Genomic DNA, 25,536 nt, shown 5'->3' on the forward strand with positions numbered 1-25,536 from the left:
CCAAACTACTGTCTGGGCCGGATCAGAGACTGGATCGTGTAGACCAAAATCGCGGTGCCTATCGCCCCGGCAAGGGCGATACCGAGGAACACGATCATATCTATCGGCCCGCCCAGATCTCTCAGTTTGGAACTTGTCACCATGAGTACGAACCAGACCGCAAGGATTGCGCCAACGGGCATCGAAAGCTGTGCAAGCAGGAATTTGCGCCAAGAGATGCTGTGATCCCGTATCAGCACGTAAATGTATCCGGCTGTGACGAGCACTGCGACAACAACCATTGTCCAGAAAAGGCCGATGCCGAAGATCTCTTCGAACACGGCCAGCATTGTGCCAAAGGTCATATCTTTCATGTCGGTTTTCCTTATGCGCGTCCACGCAGCATGGCATTGTAGGTCGCCTTAAGCGCCACTTCTTTCATCAGCCAGCTGATCCAAAGCTCTTCCAGCGGCGCGATGATGCCGGGGAAGGACGGGACGAGGTTATTGTTGTAGTCGAACTCGACCAGCATCGCGCGGCCGACCCGGGTGATCATCGGGCAGGATGTGTAGCCGTTGTAGGTTTCAGTTGCTTCGCGGCCTTCGATCGCTGCGATCAGCCCATCCTCGATCACCGGCACCTGCCATTTGACCGAAGCGGCGGTTTTACCCTTGGGCACCCCGGCCACATCGCCAAGCGCCCAGATCGTGTCGTAGCGCAGGTGCCGCAAGCTGGCCATGTCGCATTCGACCCAGCCTTGATCTGTCCATTTGTCGGCCCAGCTCAGCCCGGATTGACGGATCACTTCGGGCGCGCGCTGGGGTGGGATGACGTGGATATAGTCGTAGTCCATCTCTACACGGCCATCGGGCGTGTCGAAGGTGGCGCGCTTCGCGCTTGGGTCGATGGCTTTCAGCGTATGCTGCATCGAAGTGGAGATGCCACGGTCATCGAACAGCATGCGGACCTTTTCAGAGACAATCGGCACGCCGAACAGCGAGGTCTGAGGCGCGACGTAATGATACTCTGCCTTGCTTCGGGTTCCGGCGGTGCGGGAGAGGTCTTCGATCAGGAACGTATGCTTGAGCGGTGCGCCAGCGCATTTCATTTCGGTCTCGGGCCGGGTGAACAGGCCGATACCGCCATTTTCGGTGAAGGCTTGCGCGGCCTGCCATGTGGCTGCTGCATATTGCGGGCCGGCATAAAGCGCACCGATCCCATTCCGCCCCACCATATCAAGAGAGAACCCCTCGATTGCATCATGGTCCAGCACAAGCCCTGGGGCCACCACAAGAAAATCATAAGGCACCTTCTGGCCACTGGCAGTGTCGACGATCTTGGCCTCGGGATCAATGGCGGCAGCGGCTTCGGCGATCAGGGTCACACCACCGGGCAGCCAGTCGGTTGTCTTGGACACGACGTAATTGGCAGGCTTCAAACCGGCCGCGACAAGCGACAGGCCGGGTTGATATAGATGTTCGACACGCGGATCAATCAACGTGATCTCGGCCCCATCCAGTCGATTGACCAAACGGTTCGCCAAGGCGGTGCCGCCGGCGCCTGCACCTATGATCACGATCCTTGCGGATGTGGCGACTTGCGCAAGGACTGCGTCAGGTGCGGTGACAGCCGCAGCAGTAGCGCCACCCGCGGCCAAGGCTAAGAATTGACGCCGGGTTGCGGTCAGTTTGCTCATCGAAACCTCCTCAAGAGACATATTTCAAGTTACGCATATATGATTCTGGCAGCGATGGACTTGATATGCGTCAAACGCGTCAAAAAGATCCGCCCCGATAGCGCACTCAATCGCAACTGTCTTATCGGTGTTACCTGCGCTGTATCTTTCAGATTACGCGACACCGACAGTGGCGCGACAATGCACACAATCATGATCGGAGAGCGGCTTTGCATCAACGGAAACAGAACTCAGGATACCGTTTCCTTCGCAGGTCAAGTTGCGTCCTGCCAACCAATCAAGCTTGAGTTGCCGCGTCGGGTGGGGGGTGATCAGGCTTGCGCGGGTAGTCATGCCATCGGCTGTAAACCCCCAGTCATAACCGCGCGCACGGCCTAGATCGAAAAGTGTTTCGGCGCGCCATTCATACTCTGGCGGAGCGTCGTTTCCGGTATTCAAATCGCCCCCGATCAGCACAGGCATACCGGGTGCAAAATTGTCGATCGCGTCAAGCAGGATCTCAAACTGCCCATGTCGATGGGCCACGTCGGCGTTGCTTTCAAGGTGGGTGGACACCACGCAGATCGGCCCGGCGGCAGTCGGCAGCACCGCGGCCAATGCCATGCGCCCGCCAACCCGTGGCTGGTTCGGGTCAACCTTGTCGGCAGGGCCTGCGAACCAATGGCCATGATCGAAAAGGCGTACCATCATGACCGCTTCAAACGGCACGGATGACAGTATCGCGTTGCCATGCCAGCCGAGTGCATTGAAATCATCAGCGCAGAATGCCCGCTCGGTCGCGCCGCCCAAATCGAGCTCCACGAACTCGACACCAAAGGCATAGGCCATGCCCAGTTCGGCTGCAATTTCGGCTGTTGTGTGGCGCTGTCCGGTGCGGGCCATGCCATGATCGACTTCGGACAGCAGCACGACATCGGTGACCAATGGCGCAAGGTGTCGGCCGGTTTCCTGCGGAAAGAGGCACCGTTCGACATTCCACGCAGCGACGTTGATCGTGCGGGGCAGATGTGCGGCGCGTGCCTGCCCGCCCAGTTGCACCGCCTGCAATGCCGGCAGATCAGCCATAAGTTTGCGGTGGGCCTCGGGGGTGCGGGGCGCTGCGTGGATCGCAGCCTTTTGCGCTTCGGTGACGGGCGGCAGGGTTGTGACCGTGCGTGTGATCATAGCGCACGCCCCGTTTCCGCATCGAAAAGGCACAGCGCGGTTTCAGGTAATGTGATCGGCATTGCGCCGGTGCTGGCGGGCTGGTCTTTGGGGACATGAACCGTAAAGGGCTGGTCTGCCAACCTGCCGTGCAGCAAACGGTGCGCGCCCAGTTCTTCGATGATGTCGACATGGAAGGGGACGCCGCCCTCGCCACCCAGTTCAACATCCTCGGGGCGGACGCCGACGGTGATCTTGCGATCAGTTGTGTCTGGGGTTGTGCCCAGGGCGAACCCCTGGCCCAAAGTCACGCTCCCGTCAATGCAATGACCATCCAGAAGATTCATCGGCGGTGCACCCATGAACGAGGCAACAAAGGTCGAAGCCGGTGCGTGATAGATCTCTGCCGGTGTACCGATCTGTTCGATCCGACCCGCGTTCAGCACGATGATGCGGTCGGCCATGGTCATGGCTTCGACCTGATCGTGGGTGACATAGACAGATGTCACGCCCAGACGGCGCTGCAGGGCCTTGATTTCGATCCGCATCTGATGGCGCAGCTTGGCGTCGAGGTTCGACAAGGGTTCATCGAACAAAAAGAGCGCCGGATCGCGCACGACAGCGCGGCCCATGGCGACGCGCTGTCGCTGGCCGCCGGACAACTGACTTGGCTTGCGGTCCAGAAGTTCGGTCAGGTTCAGCATCTTTGCCGCCTCCTGTACCTTCGCATCGATGACGTCCTGCGAAATCTTGCGGTTCTTCAGTCCATAGCCAATGTTCCGGCGTACGGTCATATGCGGGTAGAGCGCATAGTTCTGGAATACCATCGCAATGTCCCGATCGGCAGGATCGACAGTGTTCACCAGCCTTTCGCCGATATGCAGCGCCCCTTCACTGATGTCTTCCAGCCCCGCGATCATGCGCAGCAGCGTGGACTTGCCGCAGCCCGATGGGCCTACGAGGACAACGAATTCCCCATCTTCGATGTCGAACGAGGTCGGCGTCAGGGCCTCGAACCCGTTGGGATAAACTTTACGAATACGGTCGAGCTTGACTTGAGCCATGTGTTTTTTCCTTACTTGTCGGATTCCGTCAGGCCCTTCACGAACCAGCTCTGGAAGAAAATGACGACGAAGACCGGCGGCACGATGGCGATGATCGCCAGCAGGTTTGCGCGGCCATATTCAGGGATGCGGTTGCCTTCCATCACCTGCGTGATCTGTTTGATCCCGCGCACAAGAGTGAACATGTCCTCGTCGGTCGTGATCATGGTCGGCCAGAGATACTGGTTCCAGCCATAGACGAACATGATGATGAACATCGCCGCGACCATGGTTTTCGAAAGTGGTACAAGGATGTCGATAAAGAACTTGACCGGTCCTGCCCCGTCGATGCGGGCGGCTTCGACCAGTTCTTCGGGCACGCTGCGAAAGAACTGGCGGAAGAAGAATGTGGCCGTCGCAGATGCGATCAAGGGAATGATGAGCCCCTGAAAAGAGTTTAGCATGCCCAACCGCTGGACGATTTCATAAGATGGCAGGATCCGTACCTCGAGCGGTAGCAAGAGGGTTGTGAAGATGATCCAGAAGGCCAGAGTGGCAAAGCGCAGGCGAAAGTAAACGATCGCATAGGCCGCCATCATGCCGATGATGATTTTGCCGACCGCAAACCCGATGCCCAAGATAAAGGAGTTTATCAGCATCCGGACCCCGGTGTTCTCGCCCGAAAACCCTGATGCTTCGAACATCGCCTTTTGGAAATTCTCATCGAATTGGTCGCCGATTGTCAGGCTCGGGCCGGTTTTGATCACCTCGACATCGGGCACTGTGGTCATTTGCAGCACCATCAACAAAGGCAACAGCATAAACAACGCACCAGCAATCAGAACCGCATGATCAAGCACATCGCCGCCACGCAAACCGCGACGGTGCCGGGTTGCGGATTGCTGCGTCGTGACAGTATGTTCAGGGGTCGTGTCGGTCATGGGATGCCCTCAGGTGTAATGGATGCGGCGCTCGACGAGCCGGAATTGCACAACGGTCAGGATCAGGACCAGCACCATCAGGATCACCGACTGCGCGGACGACCCGCCAAGATCGTTGCCGCGAAACCCGTCGACATAGACCTTGTAGACCAGCGTCATCGGGTTGTTGCCGGGCTCGCCCTTTACCAGCGTGTCGATGACACCAAAGGTATCAAACAGGGCGTATGTGATGTTGATGATCAGCAAAAAGAAACCGGTCGGCGCCAGTAACGGAAAGGTCACATCCCAAAAGCGACCAGAGGCTGAGCGATTGTCGATCAATGCCGCTTCGCGCACAGATTTGGGAATGGATTGCAGGCCGGACAGAAAAAAGATGAAGTTCACTGGGACCTGTTTCCAGATCGATACCAGCACCATCGCGAAGGCGGTATCGTTGTAATTCACGCCAAGCATCATATCGCGACCAAAGAATTCGAACAGGCGCGTCAGCGGCCCCCAGCTTTGATTGAACATGATCACGCCGATAAACCCCGCGACAGGTGGCGCAACGGCATAGACCCACATGATCAAGGTGCGATAGCTGCGCGCGCCCCGGATGACCTTGTCGGCCTTCACCGCAAGTACCAGCGCCAGCGCCAGCGAAAAAAAGGTCACAAGGCAGGTGAACAGGACAGTGAACCACGCAATGCGACGGTATTCGGTATTGGCCGCCAGATCGGTGTAGTTTTCCCAACCGACAAAGGTTGATCCAAAGCCGAATGGGTCCTGCAGATAGAATGACGAATGAAGCGCATGGGCAGCAGGCCAGTAGAAAAAAACTGCGATGATGATCAACTGCGGTGCCAGCAAAAGCATCGGCAACCAGCGATTCACGAAACCTGCGCGTTTCATTGGAAAGTTCTCCTGAAGGTCTGATGCAAAAGCGGCCACGCGCATGCGCAGCCGCCCTTGGTGTGAAGATCAGGCGTTAGCCTTGGGTCCGTGAGAAGCGGGACAGCAGGTCATTCGCTTCCTTTTCGATGTTCGCAAAGGCATCTTCGACTGATGTCTCGCCGGTCAGGATGCGGCCGTATTCACGGTTCATCACGTCACGGATCTGTACGTAAAAGCCCATCCGGTAACCGGCGGTATTCTCGCCTGCTGGCAATGAAAGTTGCTGGATGCCGACTTCGGCGGCAGGGGCTTCTTCGTAATAGCCATCAGCCTTCGCCAGTTCATATGCTGCCGTGGTGATCGGCACATAACCGGTTTCGCGGTGCCATTTGTACTGCGTTTCGGGCTGGGTCAGGAATTCGAAGAATGCGGCAGTGGCAGCATTCTCAGCCTCTGATTTACCAGCCATCGCAAAGAGCGCGGCACCACCGATAAACGTTTGCGTCGGCTCTGTCGTCACAGCCTCCCAATAGGGCAGGTTGGTGGCCGAGAAATCAAACCCCAGATCCTTTGCGGCAAGACCACCAAACGATCCTGATGACCCCAGCCAGATTGCAACTTTGCCCTCTTCGAACGGGGTCTGGTTGTCACCCCAGCCTGTGCCGTACCATGCGAAATATTCTTGTTCTTGCCATTCGGTCATGGCGTTGAAATGTGCCTTGATCGCATCGTTATTGACAAGGATCTGTGTGTCGAGACCATCATAGCCGTTGTTGTTTGTCGCAAACGGAAGGTTGTGGCGGCTGTGGAAGTTCTCGGTGAAAATCCAGGGCAGATGGGATTGAGCCAAAGCGATGTAGCCTGCATCCTTTAGCGCAGGGGCTGTCACATTCTGGAATTCTTCCCACGTTGCTGGCGGTGTCACACCAGCAGCAGCCAGCGCATCGACGTTGTAGTACATGATGGGCGAGGACGAGTTGAAAGGCATCCCGATCATCTTGCCATCGCTGTCAGCAAAGAAATACCGGACGCCAGAAATGTAGTCTTCGATATCGAAGTTGACGCCATTTGCTTCCAGCAGATCCTGTACCGCAATCGTCGCGCCTTGCGCACCGATGACGGTTGCGGCACCTGCGTCAAAAACTTGCAGAATATTGGGTTGTTCACCCGCACGGAATGCCGCGATGCCTGCTGTCAGGGCTTCTTCATAGGTGCCTTTGAAAACTGGTACGACGCGGTATTCACTTTGACTTGCGTTGAAATCTTCCGCGATCTGGTTGGTGCTTTCGCCCAGTTCGCCACCCATGGCGTGCCAGAAGGTGATTTCAGTCTGGGCAAAGGACTGGCTGGCCGCAAAGGCAAAGCCAATCGCCATGACTGTTTTTGAAAGTTGCATTTTGTCTCTCCGGTTTTGGTTTGCTGATTCCACTCAGCGGACAAGTCCGGCGCGACGAGGCCGTGCCATGCGCTTGCCTGCAGCGACGGGCTACAGGCGATTTGTATCGGGGATGTGACGACAGTGACCTGCGTTCCAACTTTCTTCGAACTTTGCGCGGAGGCCTTGGGGCTATTGGTCCGCCCCCGAACCTTCTACCGCACTTGGCGAGAGTTTTCCGCCTTTGATCAGGGTGACAAGCTGGTGGTGTCCCCCGATTTCGTCAGCGTGATCGGGGCTTTGTTGCCGATCGCGCTGTGGGGTTTGACCCGTTGTAGTCTGAACGCCAAGCCTTCAGATTTTCGTGGGCATCTGCAAGGATCATGAGCGGTGGCACCTCGTCGTCGTCAGCGCCGAGAGGCCAATTTTCAACTCGGAATGTTTGGGTGCTAGGCATCCCGTTCCATGATCCATGCGACCTCTGGCGCAGGGACAAAGCGCCATTTGCGCTTGGGGCCGGCCATGACGTTGAGATAATACATCTCAAAACCGTAAGGTGCGCCGCATGGGTGGTGTCCGCGCGGGACGCAGACAACGTCGCCATCTGACACGGCCATGGTTTCATCAAGCTGGCCATCATCTGTATAGACCCGCTGGATCCCAAAGCCCGACGCAGGGTTCAGGCGGTGATAATAGGTTTCTTCCAGATAGGTGATCCGTGGGTAGTCGTCTTCGTCATGGCGATGGCTGGGGTAGGAAGACCAATGCCCCGCAGGCGTGAAAACTTCGGTCACCAGCAGGCTGTCGCAATAATCCTCGTTCTCCATCGCGATGTTGTTGATATGGCGGGTGTTTGTCCCCTTGCCACGTTCCGTCAGCGTAATGCCGTCAGGGCCAATGCGCCGCGCTGCATGTCCGCCAATGCCCGGGGCCGTGCAAACCGCCACGACGCAATCGGTCTGGGCCGTGGCCGCCCATTCGGTGTCATTGGGCAGGTAAAGGCAATGCGGCGGGGTCTTTTCAAAAACATCCATCCGCTCGCCCAAGATACCCCAATCCTGCCCCGCGCCCGTGATCTGCGCCTTGCCTTCGACCATCACCAGAATGACTTCGCGCTCACCTGTCGCCTCTGTTGCGGTATCGCCTGCCTTAAGCCGGTAAAGCGAGAAACCAACGTAACGCCACCCTGCGCTTTCAGGGGTGATCTGGTGCACTTTGCCACGCGTGCCAAACGGTTTCTTCAGAAGGTCAGACATCGATAGTTCCTTATGCTTGTGGATCCGGCTTTATGAAAAATGCGTAGATGCAAATCAAACCAAGGCACAGGGCAAAGATGGCCCATCCGGGTGCGCCGAAAACAAGTTCAAACAGGCCATAGACCGCGATCACCGCCACTGTTGCAATCCGCCGGATCAAGGGGCGGAAAAAGGGATGGTGGAGGCCAAGGAAGTCTATCATTGCGCGACAGCAAGCCCCGCTTTGGCACAGGCGGCGATGATATAGTCATAGCCCATCTTGGAATAGTCATAGGGCGGGGCTGCGGCAGGGTCTTGTTCCGCCTCGACAACGATCCAGCCGTTGTAATCCATTGATTTGAGCTTGGCCGTGACCGCCTCAAAGTCGATACAGCCTTCGGGGTCCCCCGGAACGGTAAAGACGCCGCCCGCAACAGCATCAAGAAAGCTCGCGTCCTTGGCATGGATCGCGTCCAGTACCGGCTGTCGGACGTCTTTGTAATGGACGTGATGCACACGCTCCGCCCATTTGTCCAAAACCGCGACAGGGTCAGCGCCGGCAAAATGCAAATGACCCGTGTCAAAAAGCAGGCCCAAGGCAGGATCAGAACCTTCCATCAGCCAGTCGATATCCTCGGCGTCCTGGATCATCGCCCCCATATGGTGGTGATAGGCAAGTTTGACGCCTTGCCCTTGGGACCATTTGGCAAGCTCGGACAGTTTTGCGGCGTAGTCCAGCACCTCGTTCCGCGTCAGTTTTGGACGCGTGGACACCGGAACGCCCATTGCACCCTGTATCGTGTTGGAACATTCGGCATAGACGATGCACGGCGCTTGCAGCGCTGCGAACTGTGCGACCTGTTCGGCAATCGCATCCGCTTCCTGTGCGGCGGTTGACACCATCAGGTTGCCCGAACACCAGCCGCCGCAAAGCGACACGCCATAGGCGTCCAGGTACTTGCGGAGCCCTTCGGTGTCCGCAGGCATCCGGCGGCCCCGCTCAACACCGCTGTAGCCGATGCGCGCGGCGTCTGCCATAGCACCTTCGGTCGTGTAGTCTTTGGTCAGTTCGGGCAGATCATCGTTCTGCCACGCAATCAGGGAAATGCCGACTTTGACAGTCATTTAGTCAATCCTTTGGGATTTTTTGTTTTCTATATAGCCTGCATAGGCCGCGTTCACTTCGGCCCGCTCCGAGACCTCGGGGACACCGACATCCCACCATGTGCCGCCATGTGGTGTGGACGGATAGGGATCGGTATCAATGACGATGACATAGGGGCCCTTGATGTCGTGGCGTTTCGCCAAGGCCGCTTCCAGTTCGGCGATCGAACCGACCTTGACCGACGTTGCCCCCATAGATGCCGCATGGGCCGCGAAATCGATTGACGAATTCTCGCCACCTATGGCGTGCGCCAGCAGGTTGTTGAATTCCGCACCACCCGTGCCCATCTGCAACCGGTTGATACAGCCATATCCACGGTTGTCGGTGACCACGACAGTAAATGAAACACCCAGCATCGCAGCGGTCGCCATTTCCGAGTTCGCCATCATATAGGTGCCGTCTCCGGTAAAGCAGATCACATCCCGCGCGGGTTGGGCCATCTTGATGCCCATGGCGCCTGCGATCTCGTACCCCATGCAGCTAAAGCCGTATTCCATGTGGTAGGCGCCCGGCTTGTTGGCCTTCCAAAGCTTGTGCAGCTCGCCCGGCATGGTGCCTGCCGCACACATCGCCACGGTTTCTTCTGTTGCACTGCGCTGGACTGCGCCGATGACCTGCATATCCGTTGGCAAAGCGTTGGTGTCAACTGGCGCATCAGTCAGCGGATCAACCTTGCCGAACCAATCGTCCTTCAACGCAGGCGCGGGTGCGGTCGCCTTGTAGCTGCCAAGCGCGTCACCAAGTTCTGCAAGGCCCACTTTGGCATCGGCCATCAAAGGCATGGCACCATGTTTGGCCGCGTCATAGGCGGCGGTATTCAGGCTGATGATCTTGCGTTCCGGATTGGCAAACAGCCCCCACGATCCGGTCGTGAAATCCTGAAACCGCGTGCCGACACCCAGCACAAGGTCGGCTTTCTCGCAAACCGCATTTGCAGGCTCGCCGCCCGTCACACCGATAGGCCCGAGGTTCAATGGATGGTCCCATGCTAGCGCCGATTTTCCGGCCTGCGTTTCCGCAACTGGAATACCGTGGGCTTCGGCAAAGGCCTGAAGGTCCTCACATGCATCAGCGTAATGCACACCACCACCTGCAACAATCACGGGGTTTTTGGCAGCTTTGACGGCCTCTGCCACGCGCGCCAACTCACCCAGATCAGGGCGGATGCGGCGCTGGTGCCAGATTTGCGGGACAAAGAAGCTTTCAGGATAATCAAAGGCCTCGGCCTGCACATCCTGACACATCGACAGCGTGACAGGGCCGCAATCAGCCGGATCCGTCATTGTGCGGAACGCCCGTGGCAGTGCGGTGAGCAATTGTTCAGGGCGCGTGATGCGATCGAAATAGCGGCTGACCGGCTTGAAGCAATCATTCACGCTGACCGTGCCGTCATTGAAATCTTCGATCTGCTGCAGCACCGGATCTGGCCCGCGATTTGCGAAGACATCACCGGGCAAGAGCAACACAGGCAGGCGGTTCACATGGGCAAGGCCCGCTGCGGTGACCATGTTCAACGCTCCGGGCCCGATCGAGGATGTCACGGCCATCGCGCGCTTGCGCTTCAACTGTTTGGCATAGGCGATGGCCGCATGGGCCATGGTCTGTTCATTGTGCCCGCGATAGGTGGTCAGGGTATCTTTGGCACCATGCAGTGCCTCGCCGATCCCAGCGACATTGCCGTGGCCGAAAATCGCCCAACAGCCGGCAATAAAGCAATCGCCATCCTCGTTTATCTGCGCACCAATGTAGCGCACCAAAGCCTGCGCTGCGGTCAAGCGGATTGTCTTAGTCATATTCTGCTCCTCAGGTGGCGTCATGCCGGGCATCTGCCCGCGCCTTGTCCCATGTTTCGCACAACCGGCCAAAGCGGGCGGCCATCTGCGACACAGCTTCGGCATCGGTCATATCACCCTTCATCCATGCGCGTGCCGCATCGCCAAAGATTGTGCGCCCGACGGCAAAGCCTTTGACCAAGGGCTGTTTGGCCGCCAGTGCAAAGCTTTGCGCCAATTCATCCTCTGGCGCATCAAGGCCCAGCACCACGATCCCGCGGGTGCGCGGATCATTGGTTTCAATGGCCCTGACGGCATTGGACCACGCGGCGTCGGTCTTGAAAGGCTCAAGCTTCCACCAGTCAGGATAGACGCCGGCATCATAGAACTGCTGGATCAATTGGGACGTCGTAGTGTCATCCACCGGACCAACTTTGGAGGGGATGACCTCCAACAGAAATTCAAGTCCATTGCGCCGCGCAGCTGTGAACAGCCGCTTTACGCGTTCTTCCTGCAAGGCGCGCAGATCGGCGGCGTCGGTCGGGTGACAAAAGACCAGCAACTTCACGATGTTCTCACGAGCCCATTCGCGGAACTGGCCGAAATCCTCACCAAGTTCGGGTTCAAAGGCAATCGGGCGGCTGCCGGGCCATTCGGTCGGGCGGCCGATCCAGAGACCAGAACCGGACGCGCGGTGCAGGGCAGAGCGGCCAATTCTGTTGTCACACAGGATGCCATAACCGTCCTGACCGTCCGCGACCTGCAGTGCTGCATCAAGGCAAAGCTCTTTGAACGCAGCCCCCTTTTGCGCGGAATACCCCGGGATTTCTTCAAGCTGCGAGCGGTGATCAAAGGCAAAGGTGCGCACATGATCCCATGTGTTGCCGGTGCGTGTGACACGTGTGCTTGCCCAGTGCACCTGTTCAAGTTCCGCGTCATTGCGCAAATCCGGTTGCTTGATGCCACGTTCAAAAAAGAAATTCAGCTCTTCCCACGTAGGATAGGCAGGGGTGCAGCCGTGACGGCTGACGGCAAAGGCACCACAGGCATTGGCGTATTTCAACGCAACGGGCCAGTCTTCGCCATCGAGCCAGCCTTTGAGCAGGCCGGACATAAACCCGTCACCCGCCCCGAGGACGTTGAACACCTCGATCGGAAATCCGGGACCGGTTTCGCCATCATCAAGGCTGGCAGGAATGTCGCCGGTAAATGCTGTTGCCCCAAGCGCACCGCGTTTGCACACCAGAGTTGCCCCCGTGACGGCACGCACAGCGCGCAGCGCCGCCAAGGTGTCGGTCGATCCACCCGCGATATGGAACTCTTCTTCGGTGCCGACGATCAGATCGAACAGATGCAGCGATGCCTGCAATTTTTCAGTGACTGCCGCGCTTTCGACAAAACGGCTTTCGCCCGCGCCATGACCTGCCACGCCCCAGAGGTTGGGGCGGTAGTCGATGTCCAAAGCCGTCAACTGCCCGTTCTCGCGTGCGAGGTGGAGTGCTTTCAAGGTTGCGGCGGCCACTTGCTGGTTGCTCAGATGGGTCCCCGTGGCGACAATTGCACGCGCGCGTTTGATGAACTGCGGGTCAATGTCGTCTTCGGTCAGCCCCATGTCGGCGCAATTCTCGCGGTAGAAAATCAGCGGAAACTGATCCTCGTCGCGAATGCCAAGCAGGACCAGGGCTGTCAGGCGATCCGCGTCGACTTTCACACCATCAATGGCTACACCTTCGCGCTGAAGCTGTTCGGTAATGAAACGCCCCATATGTTCATCGCCCACGCCGGTGATCACGGCTGATTTCAGACCCAGACGGGCAGTGCCGCAGGCAATATTGGTGGGTGAGCCGCCGATGTATTTGTCAAATGATCCCATGTCCTCCAGACGGCCGCCGATCTGGGCGCCGTAGAGATCAACCGATGAACGCCCAATCGTGATCAGATCCAGATCAGACATCCGCGATGCTCACCGGTTTGCCTTCCTTGGCCGAAAGCGTGGCCGCCTCTGCCATCGCCAGCGCGTTGACGCCATCCTGCAAGGTCACGGGCATCGCCGTGCCCTTGGTCACTGCGGTCACAAAGCTATCCCATTCGGCGGTGTAGGCGGGCATGTAACGTTCCAGAAAAAAGAACGTGGGCTTCGCACTGGTGACACCCTGCTTGGTGGATTTGACCACAAGGTTTTCCAGCATGTTCTGGGCCTGCAACAACCCCTCAGAGCCAAGCACTTCAAGGCGCTGGTCATATCCATAGGCCGCACGCCGCGAATTCTTGATCACGGCGATCCGTCCATCGGCATAGGTCATCGTCACGACGGCTGTATCCACATCGCCCGCTTCGCCAATTGCGGGGTCAACGATGCTGGTCGCCGCAGCCGTCAGGCTGACCGGTGTGGCCCCCATGATAAACTGCGACATATCGAAATCATGGATCATCATGTCGCGGAACAAGCCGCCAGAGACCTTTACATAGGCCACAGGTGGCGGGGCAGGGTCAAAAGAGGTGATGCTCAAAAGCTCGGCCTTGCCGATCTCGCCTGCGTCCAATGCCGCTTTCAGCGCCCCGAAACTGGGGTCAAAGCGGCGGTTGAAGCCGATCATAACCGGTTGACCGGTCTCTGCTACGACTTTTTGGCAGGCGCGTGCACGCTCAAGGCTCAGGTCGACCGGTTTTTCACAAAGCACGGCTTTGCCTGCGGCTGTCGCCTTTTCCATCAGATCCGAATGCGTATCGGTGGAGGTGGCAATCAGGATCGCATCAATCGCGGGGTCCGCGATAATGTCATCTGTGCTGCGGGCCTCACAGCCATATTCGGCCGCCAGTTTTTGGGCGCTTTCGGGGATGAAGTCCGATACCGCAACCAAAGTACTTCCACCATGCGCAGTGATCGCTTTTGCATGGACCCAGCCAATTCGGCCCGCGCCGAGGAGACCAACTTTCAACATAAGATTCGCCTTCGTTTTCGTCCCAAGGCAGCAGCCAAGTGGGCGTTGATGTAAAGTGCAGCCGCACAGTGCCGGGCAGCCGCGATTGTTTTCTACTGGCCTTGCTTGCCAAGCTCAGGCACGAGTTTGGCAAGTTCGTCGCCACCTGCCATCATATCGTGCAATTCGTCGTAAGCGATCTCGCCACGCTTGGCCGTACCAAGTGTCTGACCACGGTTCAATACTGTAAAACGGTCACCCACAGCCAGTGCGTGGCGGACGTTGTGCGTGATAAAAACAACCCCGATCCCCTGTTCGCGCACCTTATGCACAGTGCTTAGGACATTGGCGGTCTGCCGCACACCCAACGCGGACGTCGGTTCGTCCAAAATCAGGACCTTTGCACCGAAATAGACCGCACGGGCAATGGCCACCGTTTGACGCTCACCACCCGACAGGGTGCCAACGGCCTGATCGGGGCCACGCAGGTTAATGCCCATTTTGCGCATTTCCTGCATGGTGATCTCATCTGCTTTTTGCTGATCGAGAAAGTTGATCCCGAATTTCTTTTTCACAGGTTCGTTGCCCATGAAGAAATTACGGCTGACGCTCATCAGCGGGATCATCGCAAGGTGCTGGTGCACCGTCGCAATTCCTGCTTCCATGGCATCCCGCGGGTCTTCAAAGGACATCGGCTTGCCTTCGAAAAAGATCTCGCCCGCGGTTGGTTTGTGGACCCCCGACATCGTCTTGATGAAGGTCGATTTACCCGCACCGTTGTCACCCAAAAGGCAGTGGCATTCACCTGGGAAGACATCAACCGACACACCGGCCAGAGCAATGACAGAGCCAAAGTGTTTCTGGATATTCTTCATCTGGATAATCGGATCAGACATATCAACGCTCTCCCGTGATCAAACGGCGGATGTAGGTGTTCAGGATCACAGCACCCAAGAGGATGGCGCCCAGGAACACGCGGAAAAGCGAGCTTTCAACACCTGCAAAGAACAGGCCCTGTTGTACGACACCAAAGATCAGCGCGCCCAATGCGGCCCCGATGACCGACCCGTAGCCGCCCGTCAGAAGCGCGCCGCCGATCACCACAGCGATGATCGCCTCGAACTCTTTCAAAAGTCCACGGTCCGCACCTGCTGACCCGAACTCCATCACCTGACAGGTGGCAAAGACGGTCGCGCAGAAGGCGGTGAACATGAACATCTGGATTTTGACCTTGTTCACCGGCACGCCCGAGTTGCGGGCCGCTTCTGCGTCACCGCCGGCGGCAAATATCCAGTTGCCAAAGCGTGTGCGGGTCAAAAGCACATGACCGAAGATAACCAGACCAAGCGCCCAGACAATCAACATCGGAATACCGTCAACGACAGGTTCACCGGCACGGTTGCCGCGCTCGAACACGTCGATGATTCCCATGTCGCCCAGCCATGTAAAGATAGGGCCGCCTATTTTGCCGCCAAAGACAGGGGCGAGCCAATCGCCCTCAGCGGCCTCTTTAATGCCGCCGATGATTGTCTTGCGCTCGAAAGTCTGCGGAAAGAAAATGGTAAAGCCGCGCAGGATAAACAGGAACGCCAACGTGACGATGAAACTTGGCAATCCGGTCCGGATGACGATGAACCCGTTCAGCGCGCCGATCGCGATGCAAATTGCGAAAGTCAGCAGGATCGCGATCCAGACTGGCCAGCTCAGCGTGACCGAGAAAATCGCAATCAACATGCCCGCAAATCCGATCATCGAGCCGACCGACAAGTCAAACTCGCCTGCGATCATCAGCAAACAGGCACCAACGGCGATGATCATGAACTGTGCCGAAACGACAGACCAGTTCAGAATGCCTTGGGCGTTGAACATACCGCTGTCAAAAGCGGTCAGCAGAAAAAATGTGAACACAGCGATCGTGCCGACAATTCCGCCGAGTTCTGGACGAATAAGAGCCTTGCGGATGAACGAGGTTTCCTTGATCCGCTCGTCTGCAACTCCCGCTTGGGTACTACCGGTCATGGCGCAGCATTCCTTTGTCAGATTTTGGTGGGGTTTGTTTGGTATCAGGGCGTCCAGAAGAGAACGCCCTGAACCACTTGTCCGTCAGGGTGCACCGCACCCCGGCACGACAGGGAGGAAAACCTAGCGGTATTCGCCAGCGAATTCTTCAACTTTTGACAGACCGTCGGCTGTCACAAAGCCAGGGCCAGAGTTGATGTTGTTACCTGGCAGAACGCCGTAACGGTGATAGTTCGCCAAAACGATCACGGGCAGATAGGCCTGCAGGAACGGCTGCTGGTCGATCCCCCAGTTGATCACGCCGGACTTGAGCCCATTGACGATTTCTTCACCCAGATCGAACGTCCCGAAGTAGATGTCACCGGCCATGCCGTTTTCTTCCAGCGCAAGGATGGTTGGGTCCGCAGAGGTTGGCCCAAGGGTCAGGACAGCTTCTGTTTCAGGGTTGGCGGACAGATACGCCAGCACCTTGTTCTTGATTTCCGCAGGGTCCTGGCCGCTGTCGATCATCTGGTTGCCCAGTTCCACACCCAGACCATCTGCGAAGCCCTGGCAACGCTCGGTGGATGAAGGCGAGTTGATGTAGTGGTTCACGCACAGGAACGAGCCGATACCGTCGCCCGCAGCACGCTGGCCGGCAGCGAAACCTGCATCATACTCGGGCTGGCCCACATACATCAGCGCGCCAAGTGCGCGGGCCTGTTCCGGTGAACCGGAGTTGATGATGATCACATCAACACCGCTGGCAATCGCGTCAGAGATCGGACCGGACAGCACGTCATAATCGGCCAGTGTTGTGATGATGCCGTCAGGGCCAGAGGCCGCGGCCTGCTCGATGATGCGGGCCATATCGGCCAGGTCGCCCGTTGGCGGGTTGCGGTACTCGACCTCGACGCCCATCTGTTCACCTGCCAGAGCCACACCGTTCTTGATGGTGTTCCACCAGCTGTCGCTGTCTGGTGCGTGACTTACGAGTACATATCTTTCCCCTTCGGCATGGGCCGGGGCGACAACACCGACGACAGCGAATGCTGCCGCAGCAATTGCGGTAAATGTCTTCTTCATGAGAACCTCCCTTTGTTTTTCCGGCCAGTTCCTCGGCTGACCGCGCAGAAAGAATCACATCTTCTGCGTATGGAATTATTATTCCATTTTTAAGATACGGCAATATAAATTTATCAATCACCGCGATCTGCGTGCTCCGGTTGCGACCGCCAATGAGATTGCCAGCGATAGAGTGGCCGACAAGGAACGGAACGCGCCAAAGTCAATTTCGGAGACCACAAGCGGGACAAGCGATGTGCCCTTGATCGGTAAAGAAGGTGTGTCGCTCATCAGGATCACGGGCAGTCCGCGACGCACCGCTTCATCCGCAAGGGCAATGGTTTCGGGGCTGTAAGGTGCAAATGTAATCGCGACCAGAACGTCCCCTTCACGCATGGCCTCGGCATGGGTCAATCGCCCGCCACCACCATGCAAGACACTGGGAATGCGCAGCTTTTCAAAGGCATAAGACAGATATGAGGCCACAGGATATGCCCGCCGCAACCCCATAACATGGATCAATCGGGCCTGTGCGAGCGTTTCGACTGCTTGCTCAAGTGCTGTCTCGTTCACGGTCGCTGAAAGCTGCTCTAACGATTGTCGGCCTGCTTCCACGAACTCTGCCAGAATTGCGGTCGGGCTGTCGTCGCCGGACTCGCGCAAATTCTGGATGCGTTCGCTGTAGTCAGGCATTTTTGGCTGGATGGTTTGCCGGACAAGTCTTTGCATGTCCGTATAGCCGCCAAAGCCGACCACTTGACAGAACCGCATGACGGCTGACGGCTGTACATTCGCCTTTTCGCTGATCTCGGCAACGGTAGAAAAGGCAATCTCGTTCGTATTCTGAAGAATGTAGTCAGCACACTGACGCAAACGCTTTGGCAATCTATCCTGCAAAAGCGCAATTCTTTCGGTGAGTTCCTCCAGGTTTTCCGGCGATTGGACTTCATCCATCTCTTGCGCTCCTCACAGGTTTACAGTGAGGCTAGAATGAAATCTGGAGAAATGGAATGCATATTCCAAAGGCGAACTTATGGTTGCATCAGGGGTCCGGATCGCAAGGCTGACCTAGAGAGGCAGGCATGGCGCAATTGCGCGCGGGGCCATCTGCTGCGCCAATCGGCCTTTGTGAGCGCATCAAGACGCCTATTGGAGCTTCGCGTCAGAGACTGCCGTCAGAGCCTCTACTACAGCCTGCATGTAGTCGCGGCCGTCAACACCATGCGCCAGCGTCGGAAAGACGATATTCGCGAGCCCCATATCGCTCGCGACGCCAAACGCCTCGGCAGGGGGCGCGGCTTCCCAAATCAGCACCTGCGCACCTGTTTGCGCAACAAGTGCCGCAAGCTCGGCGCGTTCGGCATCGGTCGGCATGGCGCCGGCTTCCCATTCCAGCGATGAGATCGACAGGCCATAGCGCTGTGCCAGGTATTGATAGCGCGGGTGTGTTGCGATCATCGCGATGTCTTGCATGCCATCAAATGCGCCGGTCGCCTGCCTGTCCAACTCCGTAAGGTCCGCCCGCAACGCGTCGAGCCGCGTTGCAACCGCATCATCAGGTGCGATCCCGCGAGCAGTGATCGCCGCAGCAACGGCTTCGGCCTGCGCAATGGCCAGCATCGGGTCAAGCCAGGTATAGGATGCCAACCCTTCGTGCGAATGTTCATCACCGTCACCATGGCTGTGTGTGATGCTTTCGGTGCGGATGAACTGGTCTTCGATTGCGGCGGTCGTATTCAAGACGTTGGCGCGCGGCAGGGAAACCCGATCAACCCAGGTGGCAAACCCCGCACCGTTCAACAGGATCAGATCAGCAGACTGGATCGTGCTGATATCGGCAATGGACGGGCGCCAGAAAGAAGGGTCAACATCCGCCGGAACCGGAAAAATGACCTCTGCCGCATCCCCTACAAGGCGTTCGGCAAAATACTGTAAAGGATAATTCACAGCAACAACGCGCGGACGATCCTGTGCCGCGACAGAACTGGCGGCAAGAAGTGTCAACACGACGGCAAGGAACGGTCTTAGCAGGGGCATGGTCATCAACTCTGGCAGCTGCGTGCAATGTCGTCTGGTGTCACGATCCAGTAATTGTCGTGGCTGCCGGTATCGACTTCGATCACAAGACCGCCGGAGTGGTCCACGCTGTCAAGCGGGATGGCCACGGTGCCGTCTTCGTTGATCGGCAGCGTCATCAACAAGGTGTTGTTCCCATCCAGCACGCGTACATCGGCAAGCATGACGGGATTTCCGTTCGAAAACTTGGCTTCGACAGTCACCATTTCGCAGTCGGTCGCGGCGAAAACCGTCAGCTGATGTGCCGCCGCCCCCATGGGGGCGACAGCACAGATGCTAGCCAAGGCAATGGCCCGGATCATTGTCCGGTCCATTCTTCGAAGTGAACCCAGATCACGGCGCCAAGTTCGACGGCCTTCTCCTCGCCCGACGTTTCTTCGACCAAAGTATAATCAGCGGTGTTCAGAGCGGCGAAACCCCACCAGCCATCGGATGGCGGCGCGTAGGTGAAGACACCGTTCGCATCGGCCTTGACCGTTTGTGTGATCATCAGTTCGTCCGGTACTGTCGCCCCTACGCCATCATTGAAGAATTCAACCTCGACCTCTGCATAGGGCACGGCTTCGCCATCCATCTTGACGATGCCCTGAAAGACATTGTGCTCCCACAGGCCGAAAGGTTTGGACAGCGGGACAATCTCGGTCTTGAGGCCCAGTTCGGTATCCCAGCCCTCGTCGTCGCCATAGGCGGTCACATAGGTCTTGGTATAGTGGATGATAAAGGCATCTTCGGCAGGTTCCCAATAGGGCTGCGGTTCCATCGCAAAGATATAGGTACCGGGACGGTCCAGCGGATAATCAAGCGTATAGCCCTGATCGTCCATCACGGTCGCACTTTCAAGATCGCCGAGCAGGTCCGTGGTGGTGCCCTCATGGGTGACCGAGAATGCCACAGGCGTATCAAGCATCATGCCGTCCATTTCGAACGGATGCGAGAACGACATCGTTAGCGCAACACTGCGTCCGTCTTCCTGACTGATCATCGGATCATTGGGAATAATCATGCCGTAATGGGCTAGCGCAGGCGTCGCAGCGATAATGCTGGCGAGTGATGCAGTGATAAAATGACGTTTCATGGAGCCTCCTAATGATCATGAACCGAGCGCGAGTAGCCAACCTACCCAAGCTTCTGAATTGCGCGACACGATAGCCGCGCCTGTTGCAGCAATAAGTGCTGAAAGTGATAGTAATGTGATTGTTTCTGCCGACAAGAGACGCAAAACCATGCCGCGCCGCGCCCCCAGTTTGACAGCCGTTGCGATTTCTCGGGCCCGCAGGCGGTAGCTGAGGAATACAGCAAGCCCGATCGCGGCCAATGCCGCAATGGCAATGATCAGCGTGACCGCGTCCAGCAGTGATTTGATCCGGAAAATACGGTCGACAAGGCTCTGGATCACACCAGCCGGTTCGATCAACTGGGCGGGGTTTTCGCTATCCAGATAGCGGCCTTTCAGGATTGTGCCGGACCGCGCGTCATTGGGCACCACGATCACGGCAGTGGTCGGGAAACCGTCCTGACTGCCATGAAAATGAAAGCTGTCGATATTCTCGTCGGTGATCCGCTGATATTGCACGACGGCCGCATTCGACAGTGCTGCGGTGCCTGCGGCGACCTCGGCCGCTGTCACCACATCTTCATGGCCGTGACCAATTCCCTGAATGACCCAAGCAGTTTTGATATCCACGAAAATAGCCTGATCATCGGGCGAGTTGCTGGGTGCAAGAACACCGACAATCGGCATCTCGAGCGGATAAATGCCATCCAGATCAAACAGGTTCTCAGGTGAGGATACCAGAGTGTCACCAACGCCTTTGCCAAGTGTTTGCGCAACATCCGCGCCAATCACCGCATCACCAAGAATGGACAGGCCACGCCCGTCCAACACGGTCAGACCGCGAAAGTCGAAGTAGTCCAGCGTCGTGCCCACAATGCGGAACCCTGCGGACGAAAAGGCAGAATGCACAGGGATCGGCACCGCCAGCCCGCTGTCCCAGACCGCTTCAACCTCGCGCATTGTCACAGGGTCGGGACGTTCATCCGAAAAATAGAGAGCGGCCATCGTCAGGTCCAATTGCGATCCCCGGCTGCCCAACAATAGCGGCGTTGCGTCGCCCCGCGCGACCAGCGCACGTTCGCTGGTGGACAGCAGGATCTGCGTTGCAATCGGAACAAACATGATCAGGGCTGCCACCAGTGTCAGCACAAGGCTACGCCCCCAGTGATAGCGCAGATAGGCAAAAGCGAGGTAAAGCGCGTTCATGCGTCGGCCCCCTGTCTGAACTGCGCGAAATCCAGCACACGCTCGAACCGTGGCAACAGTTCGTGGTCATGGGTCACGGCCAGAACGGCGGCACCCGCGTCGCTGGCCTGCTCAAACAGCAGATCAAGAATGCGGGCTTTGCTTTCGGGGTCCAGGTTACCTGTGGCCTCATCCGAAAGGATCAGTTTGGGCTGGGTCACCAAGGCGCGGCAAATGGCGACGCGCTGTTGTTCGCCCTGGCTCAGTGCCGTTGGATGACGGTCCAGTTTGTCGCCGATCCCGCAGGCCGCAGCCAAGGCTTCTGCCCTTTCGCGGGCGGCGGCGTTCAGCGTCAGGGCCGGTGTGATCCGGTAAGGGTAGAGAATGTTCTGCCGCGCCGACAGATAATCCAGCAGCGCAAAATCCTGAAACACAAAGCCGATGGTGCTGGCGCGAAAGCGGCGGCGCTCCACCTCGGACAGAGTGGCGACATCGGTGCCTGCAACGTCGATCCGGCCCGCCTCGGGGGTAAGAATGCCCGCGATCAGGTTCAGCAGTGTGGTCTTGCCGCTGCCGCTTGGGCCCACGATGGCCACGCGTTCGCGGTCTTGCAGATGAAACGCAGGGACGCGCAGACCAAAGCTGGTCGCGCTATAGCGGAAAGAAAGGTTTTCGACGGTAATCATCAGTTGATTTGCGGGGCCAGAAAGGTTTCTCCGGCCGCATCCCGATTGACTTCCAACAGTTCGAAATCGGTGATCCGCCACGCCCCCTCGACAGGGGATACCAGAAGATCGGCACTATAGGTGTTGCCGCGCACATGCAGGTGTTCGGCATGTCCGACCGTGCCGATGACCTGCCATGAGGCGTCAATGGCCAATGCGGCACCATCGCGCGAAACGCGTGTGTTCAGCAGCTTGATTTCGTGGATTGTCTGATCGGCCTCTTCAAGGCCACCGCCCGCCATCGCGCCCACGCGCTCCAGATAGAGGTACTCGAGGGCGTCGCCATGTGTGACACTGGCAAGCGTGTCATAGATCGCATCTTCTTGGGTCTGGCCGAATGCGTCATAAACCACCAACAGCAACGCGGGTGTCAGGCGCCAGAACTCTGTACGCGCCTCTTCAATGGTCATCGGATCAAGGCCGGGTGCGGCAAACGCGTCTGTCTCCGACACCGCATCCCGCATCGGCAACATGAGAAACGCACCAACTGCTGCGGCACCGAGGACGGCAAGACCGGAAAAGAGTGGAATTCGGTTCATCGTCCGAGCGCATCCAAGTGAAAGTGCAATATCTGTAATAAGTTGTCTTATAGAGAGACGGACTGCAAGCAGACAACATCACAATCGTGGCATCCATGGCACGGCCTCTCAACCCCTAGATGCATGCGCCGCGCGTAGGAAGCAGGGGCAATCCATCCTCTGGTCCGATGCCTGCATCCACGGTGTGCCTAAGTAAAAAGTGATCCGGCGATGTCTGAAGAAAAGCAGGGCTTGCGTTGCGACTTCTCGCAACGGCGTTTGGGCGGAACCACAGAGGAATACTTCCGGTCCTGACGCTAAGCGTGCTCCAAAAGCGCCTTTATCGCGGTAAAGTCTGCCAAGGTTGTGATTTCAGCAGGGTCAAGCGGGCGACCAAGCCTTTCTTCCAAGGACAAGACAATGCGAAAATGCGCAAGACTATCCCATTCCGCAGACGTCATCAGGCTGGTTTCCGGTGTGATGCTCTCTTCGCTGGTCCCGAGCGCTTTGGCGATGATTGAGACGGCCTCACTGTGCATCTGTCTTGTCCTGTCCGTCGCGTTTCTTTTGCCAGTCTTCCGATAGCATCTCGTAGTAGACAGTATCGCAATGTTCGTCAGTGACCGGGGATAGCCACGCCTTGCGATCAAAGCCGATCATGCGGAATCCCATCTTGTTGTAGTTGTAGATTGAACTGAAGTTGCGACTAAGCACACGCCCCTGAAACCGGACAACGCGGTCAGATGCGCTGAAGTGGTCCATGATCCCTGTGCGGACCTCTTCAAATACACCCTTGCCCCACCAACTGCGTGCATGGATGACGAGAGCAAGGCTTGCATTGCCTGACCTGTCAATAGTTAGCCTATGCGTGCCAATCGTGCCTTTGATTTCTTTCGCGACAATTGCGTGAAAGAACCGCGCGTGGCCATCTGGCCGCCCGACGACCTTGACCCACTGGAAATCGGTATAGGCTGCCTTGGGCATCATCAGGTTGTGCAGAATTTCACTGTCGGTACGCCAAGGTGCTGTGGACTTGATGGCTTGCTTACGCGTGCAGTTCACCAGATTGAACCGATCGGTAATGATCGGCTTGCAAAGATAAGGATCAGGCGGCTCTTTGCGGCGCATGAGTTTCAGGACCATTTGGCAATCATCCTTGCTTTGACATCCACTCTTGCAATCTTACCGCGGTCATTCTTGGGGATTTCACCGACAATTTCAATCTTGGAAGGCACCGCATCTGCCCGCGCGTTCTGTCGGCACCACAGTATCAGATCTTGTGCAAGCAGATCAGGGGTGCGCGCGCGGACGATCGCTGCGACGCGCTCGCCAGAAACGGCATCCGGAATACCAAAGCTACATGCTTCTGCGACCTCTGGGTGTGCCTCAAGGAGCATGTCAACTTCTTCGGCAAGGACCTTGATACCCGCGATGTTGATTTCGTTCTTGGTGCGCCCAACCAGCCGGAGTGATTGGTCGGTTGAGAGTTGCCCCAAATCGCCTGTCAGCAAAAAACCATCCATCATGGTCTCGCGCGTTTTTTCCGCGTTGCGCCAGAAACCCAGCATCTGGCCAGGGCTCTTGACTGCAATCTCCCCATCTCCGGTCTTATGCAAACGACCGTCGCGAAGAACCCTGAATTCACCACCCCAAGGGCGGCCGACATAGCCGTCGGTGCTTTCGGTTTCACCGAAGGCTCCGCCGGAAATCCAGTTGGCGGTTTCTGTCATGCCATATGTGTTGAAGACGTTTCCGGTCCCGCACCATTCACAGATTTTTCGCCACAGGTCCGCCGACAGCGGCGCTGAACCGACGTGGACGCGCTGCATCGGCGCTTTTGGCGGGGGGGATATTGCCAGAAGCATACGCCAGAATGATGGAACGGAACTGAAGAAGGTAATGCCGTTTTTGTCGAGAGTGGCCCCGAACGAGGAAAGCTCGTTCATCTGCACTTTGGGCCAAAGAAAAAGGTGCTGTCCCGCATAAAGCGTGGTGAGCGCGTTTCCAATCAGCCCGTGGCCGAAGAACAGGGGCAGGGTGCAAAGGGTCCGCTGCAGCGCCGCTGGACCGATAGCCTTGAGGTTTTCGTCCAATCGCGCCTGCAGTCCGGCAAGACTATGGGTCACGCCTTTGGGCACGCCTGTCGTGCCCGACGTCATCAAAATGAGTGCGGCGTCCTTGATTTCATCCTCGTGCGGATGTGAGGCACTGAGCTGAACCACTTGGCTGTCGTCGAGCCATAGCGCTGCGCCTGTGCTTGCGATCACATTTTCCCGTTCCTGGGTTTTAATGCCTGGATTGACCATGACAGCGCACTTGCCGCATTGCCAGACAGCAAAGAGGCTGGCGAGGCAGTCGATCGGGTCATTGATTGCGATCACAATGCGGGCGGGGCTTTGAAGGCTGTGCTCTTCGATCTGTGTTGCACGGGCATCGACCAGCCGCGCGAACGCAGGACGATCAACTGTGCGGCCGGATCTGACACAAGTTATTTGCGCCGGATCGGCCATGAGGGATCGCAACGCGTCCGATATTTCTGCCATCGTTCTAACGCCCTTTTTGCCGTCTGAATGTTAGCAGGCCGCTGGTCCCGTCTGTCGAGGCCAATCTGTGCCAGAAACTACTATCGTTAACTTTTTCTTGCTTCAAGTGAGCCCTCTGCTTAGCGTGGCGCGTGAAACAAGTATGAAACAAAGGGAGATCAGGATGTTTAAAGGTATTAAAGCCACTCTCACCGCAGCCACGGCTATCGCGTTTTCGGGAACAGTGGCA

At 57.4% G+C, this 25,536-nt stretch carries 26 protein-coding genes; 1 reads left to right on the forward strand and 25 read right to left on the reverse strand.

Going from position 1 to position 25,536, the window contains the following annotated elements; translation table 11 throughout:
• Nucleotides 1-5: 5 nt before the first annotated feature.
• The 7 genes from VGP75_RS17725 to VGP75_RS17755 all read right to left on the reverse strand — a co-directional run bounded on the left by VGP75_RS17725 (nucleotide 6) and on the right by VGP75_RS17755 (nucleotide 7,071).
• Nucleotides 6-353, reverse strand: a complete 348-nt coding sequence (locus VGP75_RS17725) for a DUF5368 domain-containing protein (RefSeq protein ID WP_327544915.1) — start codon at nucleotides 351-353, stop codon at nucleotides 6-8.
• A gap of 11 nt (nucleotides 354-364) precedes the next feature.
• Nucleotides 365-1,675 (reverse strand): FAD-dependent oxidoreductase, encoded by a 1,311-nt coding sequence (locus VGP75_RS17730; protein WP_327544916.1) that lies wholly within the window; start codon nucleotides 1,673-1,675, stop codon nucleotides 365-367.
• A 153-nt stretch (nucleotides 1,676-1,828) separates the two neighbouring features.
• A complete protein-coding gene (locus VGP75_RS17735; protein ID WP_327544917.1) occupies nucleotides 1,829-2,839 on the reverse strand; it encodes an endonuclease/exonuclease/phosphatase family protein in 1,011 nt (336 codons plus the stop codon).
• Nucleotides 2,836-3,882, reverse strand: a complete 1,047-nt coding sequence (locus tag VGP75_RS17740; RefSeq protein ID WP_327544918.1) for an ABC transporter ATP-binding protein — start codon at nucleotides 3,880-3,882, stop codon at nucleotides 2,836-2,838. The genes VGP75_RS17735 and VGP75_RS17740 overlap by 4 nt, the downstream gene beginning before the upstream one ends.
• A gap of 11 nt (nucleotides 3,883-3,893) precedes the next feature.
• On the reverse strand, nucleotides 3,894-4,682 hold the full coding sequence (locus VGP75_RS17745) for an ABC transporter permease subunit (RefSeq protein ID WP_414727821.1): 789 nt from the start codon (nucleotides 4,680-4,682) through the stop codon (nucleotides 3,894-3,896).
• A 129-nt stretch (nucleotides 4,683-4,811) separates the two neighbouring features.
• Nucleotides 4,812-5,693, reverse strand: a complete 882-nt coding sequence (locus VGP75_RS17750) for an ABC transporter permease subunit (RefSeq protein ID WP_327544920.1) — start codon at nucleotides 5,691-5,693, stop codon at nucleotides 4,812-4,814.
• A 76-nt stretch (nucleotides 5,694-5,769) separates the two neighbouring features.
• A complete protein-coding gene (locus tag VGP75_RS17755) occupies nucleotides 5,770-7,071 on the reverse strand; it encodes an extracellular solute-binding protein (RefSeq protein WP_327544921.1) in 1,302 nt (433 codons plus the stop codon).
• A gap of 123 nt (nucleotides 7,072-7,194) precedes the next feature.
• On the opposite strand from VGP75_RS17755, the gene VGP75_RS17760 reads away from it, so the two are divergent.
• Nucleotides 7,195-7,437 carry a hypothetical protein gene (locus VGP75_RS17760; RefSeq protein WP_327544922.1) on the forward strand — a complete coding sequence of 81 codons (243 nt, stop codon included), beginning with the start codon at nucleotides 7,195-7,197 and terminating at the stop codon, nucleotides 7,435-7,437.
• A 62-nt stretch (nucleotides 7,438-7,499) separates the two neighbouring features.
• On the opposite strand, the gene iolB is transcribed toward VGP75_RS17760, so the two are convergent.
• The 18 genes from iolB to VGP75_RS17850 all read right to left on the reverse strand — a co-directional run bounded on the left by iolB (nucleotide 7,500) and on the right by VGP75_RS17850 (nucleotide 25,307).
• Complete coding sequence (iolB, locus tag VGP75_RS17765; protein WP_327544923.1) at nucleotides 7,500-8,306, reverse strand: 5-deoxy-glucuronate isomerase; 807 nt, start codon at nucleotides 8,304-8,306, stop codon at nucleotides 7,500-7,502.
• Between the two features lie 198 nt (nucleotides 8,307-8,504).
• Nucleotides 8,505-9,410, reverse strand: coding sequence for a myo-inosose-2 dehydratase (gene iolE / locus VGP75_RS17770; protein WP_327544924.1), 906 nt, complete (start codon nucleotides 9,408-9,410; stop codon nucleotides 8,505-8,507).
• Entirely contained in the window at nucleotides 9,411-11,243 is a 1,833-nt protein-coding gene (gene iolD, locus VGP75_RS17775) for a 3D-(3,5/4)-trihydroxycyclohexane-1,2-dione acylhydrolase (decyclizing) (protein ID WP_327544925.1), read from the reverse strand. It lies immediately after the preceding gene.
• A gap of 10 nt (nucleotides 11,244-11,253) precedes the next feature.
• The gene (locus VGP75_RS17780; RefSeq protein ID WP_327544926.1) at nucleotides 11,254-13,176 is read right to left on the reverse strand and encodes a bifunctional 5-dehydro-2-deoxygluconokinase/5-dehydro-2-deoxyphosphogluconate aldolase; all 1,923 of its coding nucleotides are present in this window, start codon (nucleotides 13,174-13,176) and stop codon (nucleotides 11,254-11,256) included.
• Nucleotides 13,169-14,164: an inositol 2-dehydrogenase gene (gene iolG, locus VGP75_RS17785; protein ID WP_327544927.1), complete on the reverse strand. Its 996-nt coding sequence runs from the start codon at nucleotides 14,162-14,164 to the stop codon at nucleotides 13,169-13,171. The genes VGP75_RS17780 and iolG overlap by 8 nt, the downstream gene beginning before the upstream one ends.
• 92 nt (nucleotides 14,165-14,256) lie before the next feature.
• Nucleotides 14,257-15,039 (reverse strand): ATP-binding cassette domain-containing protein, encoded by a 783-nt coding sequence (locus tag VGP75_RS17790; protein WP_327544928.1) that lies wholly within the window; start codon nucleotides 15,037-15,039, stop codon nucleotides 14,257-14,259.
• Between the two features lies 1 nt (nucleotide 15,040).
• Nucleotides 15,041-16,162, reverse strand: a complete 1,122-nt coding sequence (locus VGP75_RS17795) for an ABC transporter permease (protein WP_327544929.1) — start codon at nucleotides 16,160-16,162, stop codon at nucleotides 15,041-15,043.
• Nucleotides 16,163-16,285: 123 nt separating this feature from the next.
• A complete protein-coding gene (locus tag VGP75_RS17800; protein WP_327544930.1) occupies nucleotides 16,286-17,227 on the reverse strand; it encodes a sugar ABC transporter substrate-binding protein in 942 nt (313 codons plus the stop codon).
• A 117-nt stretch (nucleotides 17,228-17,344) separates the two neighbouring features.
• A complete protein-coding gene (locus VGP75_RS17805) occupies nucleotides 17,345-18,160 on the reverse strand; it encodes a MurR/RpiR family transcriptional regulator (RefSeq protein WP_327544931.1) in 816 nt (271 codons plus the stop codon).
• A gap of 192 nt (nucleotides 18,161-18,352) precedes the next feature.
• Complete coding sequence (locus tag VGP75_RS17810; protein WP_327544932.1) at nucleotides 18,353-19,243, reverse strand: metal ABC transporter substrate-binding protein; 891 nt, start codon at nucleotides 19,241-19,243, stop codon at nucleotides 18,353-18,355.
• 5 nt (nucleotides 19,244-19,248) lie between these two features.
• Complete coding sequence (locus VGP75_RS17815; protein ID WP_327544933.1) at nucleotides 19,249-19,584, reverse strand: hypothetical protein; 336 nt, start codon at nucleotides 19,582-19,584, stop codon at nucleotides 19,249-19,251.
• Entirely contained in the window at nucleotides 19,581-20,357 is a 777-nt protein-coding gene (locus VGP75_RS17820) for a DUF4198 domain-containing protein (protein ID WP_327544934.1), read from the reverse strand. The genes VGP75_RS17815 and VGP75_RS17820 overlap by 4 nt, the downstream gene beginning before the upstream one ends.
• 15 nt (nucleotides 20,358-20,372) lie before the next feature.
• On the reverse strand, nucleotides 20,373-21,542 hold the full coding sequence (locus VGP75_RS17825; RefSeq protein ID WP_327544935.1) for an ABC transporter permease: 1,170 nt from the start codon (nucleotides 21,540-21,542) through the stop codon (nucleotides 20,373-20,375).
• Nucleotides 21,539-22,207, reverse strand: coding sequence for an ABC transporter ATP-binding protein (locus VGP75_RS17830; RefSeq protein ID WP_327544936.1), 669 nt, complete (start codon nucleotides 22,205-22,207; stop codon nucleotides 21,539-21,541). The genes VGP75_RS17825 and VGP75_RS17830 overlap by 4 nt, the downstream gene beginning before the upstream one ends.
• Nucleotides 22,207-22,785 carry a hypothetical protein gene (locus VGP75_RS17835; protein ID WP_327544937.1) on the reverse strand — a complete coding sequence of 193 codons (579 nt, stop codon included), beginning with the start codon at nucleotides 22,783-22,785 and terminating at the stop codon, nucleotides 22,207-22,209. The genes VGP75_RS17830 and VGP75_RS17835 overlap by 1 nt, the downstream gene beginning before the upstream one ends.
• Nucleotides 22,786-23,081: 296 nt before the next feature.
• Nucleotides 23,082-23,303: an acyl carrier protein gene (locus tag VGP75_RS17840; protein ID WP_327544938.1), complete on the reverse strand. Its 222-nt coding sequence runs from the start codon at nucleotides 23,301-23,303 to the stop codon at nucleotides 23,082-23,084.
• A complete protein-coding gene (locus VGP75_RS17845) occupies nucleotides 23,293-23,907 on the reverse strand; it encodes a GNAT family N-acetyltransferase (protein ID WP_327544939.1) in 615 nt (204 codons plus the stop codon). The genes VGP75_RS17840 and VGP75_RS17845 overlap by 11 nt, the downstream gene beginning before the upstream one ends.
• Complete coding sequence (locus tag VGP75_RS17850; protein ID WP_327544940.1) at nucleotides 23,898-25,307, reverse strand: class I adenylate-forming enzyme family protein; 1,410 nt, start codon at nucleotides 25,305-25,307, stop codon at nucleotides 23,898-23,900. The genes VGP75_RS17845 and VGP75_RS17850 overlap by 10 nt, the downstream gene beginning before the upstream one ends.
• Nucleotides 25,308-25,536 lie beyond the last annotated feature (229 nt).

The sequence above is a fragment of the Yoonia sp. genome (genome assembly GCF_036007805.1).
Lineage (GTDB): Bacteria > Pseudomonadota > Alphaproteobacteria > Rhodobacterales > Rhodobacteraceae > Yoonia.

Excerpts from the sequence above, each read along its gene's own strand:
- iolD (WP_327544925.1), bottom strand. The coding sequence starts at position 11,243 with ATGACTAAGACAATCCGCTTGACCGCAGCGCAGGCTTTGGTGCGCTAC.
- VGP75_RS17830 (WP_327544936.1), bottom strand. The coding sequence starts at position 22,207 with ATGATTACCGTCGAAAACCTTTCTTTCCGCTATAGCGCGACCAGCTTT.
- VGP75_RS17750 (WP_327544920.1), bottom strand. The coding sequence starts at position 5,693 with ATGAAACGCGCAGGTTTCGTGAATCGCTGGTTGCCGATGCTTTTGCTG.
- VGP75_RS17795 (WP_327544929.1), bottom strand. The coding sequence starts at position 16,162 with ATGACCGGTAGTACCCAAGCGGGAGTTGCAGACGAGCGGATCAAGGAA.
- VGP75_RS17820 (WP_327544934.1), bottom strand. The coding sequence starts at position 20,357 with ATGAAACGTCATTTTATCACTGCATCACTCGCCAGCATTATCGCTGCG.
- VGP75_RS17780 (WP_327544926.1), bottom strand. The coding sequence starts at position 13,176 with ATGTCTGATCTGGATCTGATCACGATTGGGCGTTCATCGGTTGATCTC.
- VGP75_RS17840 (WP_327544938.1), bottom strand. The coding sequence starts at position 23,303 with ATGCACAGTGAGGCCGTCTCAATCATCGCCAAAGCGCTCGGGACCAGC.
- VGP75_RS17845 (WP_327544939.1), bottom strand. The coding sequence starts at position 23,907 with ATGGTCCTGAAACTCATGCGCCGCAAAGAGCCGCCTGATCCTTATCTT.
- iolE (WP_327544924.1), bottom strand. The coding sequence starts at position 9,410 with ATGACTGTCAAAGTCGGCATTTCCCTGATTGCGTGGCAGAACGATGAT.
- VGP75_RS17740 (WP_327544918.1), bottom strand. The coding sequence starts at position 3,882 with ATGGCTCAAGTCAAGCTCGACCGTATTCGTAAAGTTTATCCCAACGGG.
- VGP75_RS17835 (WP_327544937.1), bottom strand. The coding sequence starts at position 22,785 with ATGAACCGAATTCCACTCTTTTCCGGTCTTGCCGTCCTCGGTGCCGCA.
- VGP75_RS17805 (WP_327544931.1), bottom strand. The coding sequence starts at position 18,160 with ATGGATGAAGTCCAATCGCCGGAAAACCTGGAGGAACTCACCGAAAGA.
- VGP75_RS17730 (WP_327544916.1), bottom strand. The coding sequence starts at position 1,675 with ATGAGCAAACTGACCGCAACCCGGCGTCAATTCTTAGCCTTGGCCGCG.
- VGP75_RS17735 (WP_327544917.1), bottom strand. The coding sequence starts at position 2,839 with ATGATCACACGCACGGTCACAACCCTGCCGCCCGTCACCGAAGCGCAA.
- VGP75_RS17745 (WP_414727821.1), bottom strand. The coding sequence starts at position 4,682 with ATGCTGTTGCCTTTGTTGATGGTGCTGCAAATGACCACAGTGCCCGAT.
- VGP75_RS17755 (WP_327544921.1), bottom strand. The coding sequence starts at position 7,071 with ATGCAACTTTCAAAAACAGTCATGGCGATTGGCTTTGCCTTTGCGGCC.
- VGP75_RS17790 (WP_327544928.1), bottom strand. The coding sequence starts at position 15,039 with ATGTCTGATCCGATTATCCAGATGAAGAATATCCAGAAACACTTTGGC.
- VGP75_RS17815 (WP_327544933.1), bottom strand. The coding sequence starts at position 19,584 with ATGATCCGGGCCATTGCCTTGGCTAGCATCTGTGCTGTCGCCCCCATG.
- VGP75_RS17725 (WP_327544915.1), bottom strand. The coding sequence starts at position 353 with ATGAAAGATATGACCTTTGGCACAATGCTGGCCGTGTTCGAAGAGATC.
- VGP75_RS17810 (WP_327544932.1), bottom strand. The coding sequence starts at position 19,243 with ATGCCCCTGCTAAGACCGTTCCTTGCCGTCGTGTTGACACTTCTTGCC.
- iolG (WP_327544927.1), bottom strand. The coding sequence starts at position 14,164 with ATGTTGAAAGTTGGTCTCCTCGGCGCGGGCCGAATTGGCTGGGTCCAT.
- VGP75_RS17825 (WP_327544935.1), bottom strand. The coding sequence starts at position 21,542 with ATGAACGCGCTTTACCTCGCTTTTGCCTATCTGCGCTATCACTGGGGG.
- VGP75_RS17800 (WP_327544930.1), bottom strand. The coding sequence starts at position 17,227 with ATGAAGAAGACATTTACCGCAATTGCTGCGGCAGCATTCGCTGTCGTC.
- VGP75_RS17850 (WP_327544940.1), bottom strand. The coding sequence starts at position 25,307 with ATGGCAGAAATATCGGACGCGTTGCGATCCCTCATGGCCGATCCGGCG.
- iolB (WP_327544923.1), bottom strand. The coding sequence starts at position 8,306 with ATGTCTGACCTTCTGAAGAAACCGTTTGGCACGCGTGGCAAAGTGCAC.